This is a genomic window from Sulfitobacter sp. HI0027, from assembly GCF_001634775.1.
Taxonomy (GTDB): Bacteria; Pseudomonadota; Alphaproteobacteria; order Rhodobacterales; family Rhodobacteraceae; genus Sulfitobacter.
In genome coordinates this window covers 1-4,033 of the sequence record NZ_LWER01000015.1, presented here as the reverse complement: position 1 = coordinate 4,033, position 4,033 = coordinate 1, and the positions used below count along the sequence as shown (strand labels likewise).

Annotated in this window: 4 protein-coding genes; 2 read left to right on the top strand and 2 right to left on the bottom strand. The window is 61.1% G+C overall.

What is annotated here, in order from left to right:
- Window positions 1-341: 341 nt before the first annotated feature.
- Window positions 342-1,619, bottom strand: a complete 1,278-nt coding sequence (glyA, locus tag A3722_RS01185; protein ID WP_067628293.1) for a serine hydroxymethyltransferase — start codon at window positions 1,617-1,619, stop codon at window positions 342-344.
- A 181-nt stretch (window positions 1,620-1,800) separates the two neighbouring features.
- On the opposite strand from glyA, the gene A3722_RS01180 reads away from it, so the two are divergent.
- Complete coding sequence (locus tag A3722_RS01180) at window positions 1,801-2,562, top strand: NAD kinase (RefSeq protein WP_067915860.1); 762 nt, start codon at window positions 1,801-1,803, stop codon at window positions 2,560-2,562.
- Window positions 2,563-2,704: 142 nt separating this feature from the next.
- Window positions 2,705-2,902 carry a CsbD family protein gene (locus A3722_RS01175; RefSeq protein WP_067631294.1) on the top strand — a complete coding sequence of 66 codons (198 nt, stop codon included), beginning with the start codon at window positions 2,705-2,707 and terminating at the stop codon, window positions 2,900-2,902.
- 66 nt (window positions 2,903-2,968) lie between these two features.
- Here A3722_RS01175 and A3722_RS01170 read toward each other — a convergent pair.
- A partial coding sequence (locus tag A3722_RS01170) for a saccharopine dehydrogenase family protein (protein WP_067915857.1) occupies window positions 2,969-4,033 on the bottom strand: 1,065 nt, incomplete at its 5' end.

The following is a 4,033-nucleotide window of genomic DNA, read 5'->3' as shown; positions in this document are numbered from 1 at the left end:
CTCGACCTCTCCGGTGAAGTAATCTTCGGGGCCGGGTTCAGAGGGGCGGCTGCCTTTGGGGTGAATGATCATGCGGTTCTCCTTTGCGGAAGAATGTGGCGCGGGGAGGGGGGATCGGCAAGGGGGAGCGTGACAGAGCATCAGAGGGCAGCGCCCGACCGCGGGTGGGCATCGCAACCGCGCCGAGACCACTTTATTTCTCAAGTTTGATGTGGGGGTGATTTGACGTGCTTCGTCGCAGAAGCGCCCGCCCATGGGGCGGTCGGGCGCTGCCCGGCGGCGCAGGGCGCCTTGATTCCGGGCAAAGAAAGGCCCCCGCATCCCTGCGAGGGCCAAGCTTCTTAGAGGTTCGGATACATCGGGAAACGCTGGCACAGCGCTTCCACTTCGGCGGCGACTTTCGCCTCAACCTCGGCATTGCCGTCGGCACCATTGGCCGCAAGCCCGTCGACCACTTCGATGATCCAATCGGCGATCTGGCGGAACTCGGCCTCACCGAAGCCGCGCGTCGTGCCTGCAGGGGAGCCGAGGCGAATGCCCGAGGTTACCATCGGCTTTTCGGGATCAAACGGCACGCCGTTCTTGTTGCAGGTGATATGCGCCCGGCCCAAAGCCTTCTCGGTGTCGTTGCCCTTCACGCCTTTCGGGCGCAGATCGACCAGCACCACATGGGTGTCGGTGCCATGGGTCACCGTGTCGAGGCCGCCTTTGATCAACTGATCCGACAGGGCCTGTGCATTGGCGATGACCTGTTTGGCATAGGCTTTGAACTCGGGGCGCTGCGCTTCGCCAAAGGCCACGGCCTTGGCTGCGATCACATGCATCAGGGGGCCACCCTGAATGCCGGGGAAAATGGCGGAGTTGATCTTTTTCGAGATCGCTTCGTCATTGGTCAGGATCATGCCGCCGCGCGGGCCGCGCAGGGTCTTGTGTGTCGTGGTCGTCGCCACATGCGCATGCGGGAAGGGGGAGGGGTGCTCACCCGCAGCCACGAGGCCCGCGAAATGGGCCATGTCGACCAGCAGGTAGGCGCCCACGCTGTCGGCAATCTCACGCATTTTGGCAAAGTCGATCTGGCGTGGAATGGCGGAGCCACCGGCGATGATCATCTTGGGCTTATGCTCAGCCGCCAGTTCGGCGACTTGGTCGTAGTCCAGCAGGTTGTCCTGCTTGCGCACACCGTATTGCACAGCGTTGAACCATTTGCCGGATTGGTTCGGCTTGGCCCCGTGGGTCAGGTGGCCCCCGGCATCAAGGCTCATGCCCAGAATGGTGTCGCCGGGTTGCAGCAGCGCGGTAAAGACACCTTGGTTCGCTTGGCTGCCCGAGTTCGGCTGGACGTTGGCGAATGCGCAGTCGAACAGCGCACAGGCGCGTTCGATAGCAAGGTTCTCGGCCACGTCGACATGCTCGCACCCGCCATAATACCGACGGCCCGGATAGCCTTCGGCGTATTTATTGGTCATGATGCTGCCCTGCGCCTCAAGCACCGCAGCAGAGACGATGTTCTCACTGGCGATCAACTCGATCTCGTCGCGCTGGCGGCCCAGTTCGGCATCAATCGCAGCGGCGAGGGCCGGGTCGGAATCAGCAAGAGATTTGGTGAAGAAATCGGACATCAGGGGATCCTCATTGGAGCTGGTTTCGCGTGTTGCCTATCGGAAACGCGGGCCGAGGTGAAGGCTGTAAACCGACAGGTTGCAAGATATGTGCGTCAACACTGGTGGCGCGCGGAATAATGTGATTGTTTTGGCCCCAAACGCCGATGATCGGAAACTTCGCCGGGATGAGCCAGCAGCCATGTCCATGAAAATTGCCTTTGTGGCCAGCCGCGCCAGCGTGGCCCAGACGGCGCGGGCCGCTTTGATCGGGCGTTATGGTGATGTGCCTCTGCGAAAGGCCGAGGTGATCGTAGCGTTGGGCGGGGACGGCTTTATGCTGCATACGCTGCACAGCACCCAAGATATGGACGCACCCGTCTATGGGATGAACCGGGGCACCATCGGCTTTTTGATGAATGCCTACCGCGAGGGCGACTTGCAAGCGCGGCTGGCGGCGGCGGAAGAGGCGGTGATTAACCCTCTGGTCATGCGCGCCACCCATATCGACGGGACCATCTCAACCGCGCTTGCGATCAATGAGGTGTCCTTGCTGCGCGCGGGGCCGCAGGCGGCCAAGCTGCGCATCACGATAGACGGGCGGCAGCGGATGGAGGAACTGGTCTGCGACGGGGCGCTCGTGGCCACACCTGCGGGTTCCACCGCTTATAACTACTCTGCGCATGGGCCGATCCTGCCGATTGGGTCGGATGTGCTGGCCTTGACCCCGATTGCGGCCTTTCGCCCACGCCGCTGGCGCGGGGCGTTGCTGCCAAAACGGGCGACGGTGCGCTTTGACGTGCAAGAGCCGCAAAAACGCCCTGTGATGGCGGATGCCGACGGGCAATCGCACCGCGATGTGACCACGGTTGAGGTCTCTTCGGATCCAAGCGTGAGCCATCGGATCCTCTTCGATCCCGGTCATGGGTTGGAAGAGCGGTTGATCTCGGAACAGTTCAACTAACGTCCCCCGTCACTGCGGCCCTGCAGACGGCGTCTTTCCGCCTCTGCGCTCCTCGGGCAGGGAACCCTGACTTCGCGCCAGCGTTGTACCTGCAAGAGCGGGATAATCCCGCATCTTCACAGCCTATGAAAGGAGACCTGACATGAATTGGGACCGTATCGAAGGCAATTGGAACCAGATGACCGGCGCGGTGAAATCGCAATGGGGTGATCTGACCGATGATGAAATCACCGAAGCGCGCGGCAACCGCGAGCAGCTGGTGGGTAAGCTTCAAGAACGCTATGGCATCGCCAAAGATGAGGCCGAGCGTCAAGTCGATGACTTCGCTGCGAAATACTGATTTTCGTAGCTGGCAATAAAAAAAGGCGACCCTCTTGGGGGTCGCCTTTTACGTTTCAGGAGAGGCTCAGGCCTCGTGCCAAGCGCGGTCGCCCTTGTCGTCTTTCACGCGGGTTGGCAGGCCGATGTCATCCAGCAGACCGAACAGCGGTTTCGGGTCCAGTTCTTCGACATTGACCATGGTGCCGCCATCATAGGTGCCATCGGCGATCAGCATCGCAAAGGCCACGGGTGGCACGCCCGCGGTGTAGGAAATGCCCTGGCTGCCGACCTCGTTATAGGCGTCCTTGTGATCGGCCACATTATAGACAAAAACCTCAACCTCTTCGCCGTCCTTCACGCCCTTCACCAGATCACCGATGCAGGTTTTGCCGGTGTAGTTCGGCGCAAGGCTCGACGGGTCGGGGAGTACGGCCTTCACCACTTTCAGCGGCACGACTTCCAGCCCTTCGGCGGTGGTCACGGGCTGTTCGGAGAGCAAGCCGAGGTTCTGCAAGACGGTGAAGACATTGATGTAGTGATCGCCAAAGCCCATCCAGAAGCGCACGTCGGCATGGGGGTAGTTCGCGGCCAGCGAATGCACCTCATCATGGCCCGACATATAGGCTTTCTGCTTGCCGACGACGGGCAGATCCCATTCGCGGCCCACTTCGAACATCTTGTTCTCTTTCCACTCGCCTTCCTGCCAGCTGTAGACCGTGCCGGTGAACTCGCGAAAGTTGATCTCAGGGTCGAAGTTGGTCGAGAAGTACTTGCCGTGGTCGCCTGCGTTGATGTCGACGATGTCGATGGATTTGACCTCGTCCATGAACTCATCAACCGCGAAACGGGCAAAGGCGTTGACCATGCCGGGATCGAAGCCAGCGCCAAGAATCGCGGTCACGCCCGCTTCGGCGCAGGCCTCGCGGCGCTTCCATTCGTAGTTGCCATACCACGGCGGCGTCTCGCAGATTTTGCGGGGGTCTTCGTGGATCGCGGTGTCGATATAGGCGGCACCGGTGTCGATGCAGGCCTGAAGCACGGTCATGTTCACGAAGGGGGAGCCCACGTTGATCACGATCTGGCAGCCGGTTTCCTTGATCAGGGCGGCGACAGCGGCGGTGTCCATGCCATCGACTTCGTGCGCCTTGAA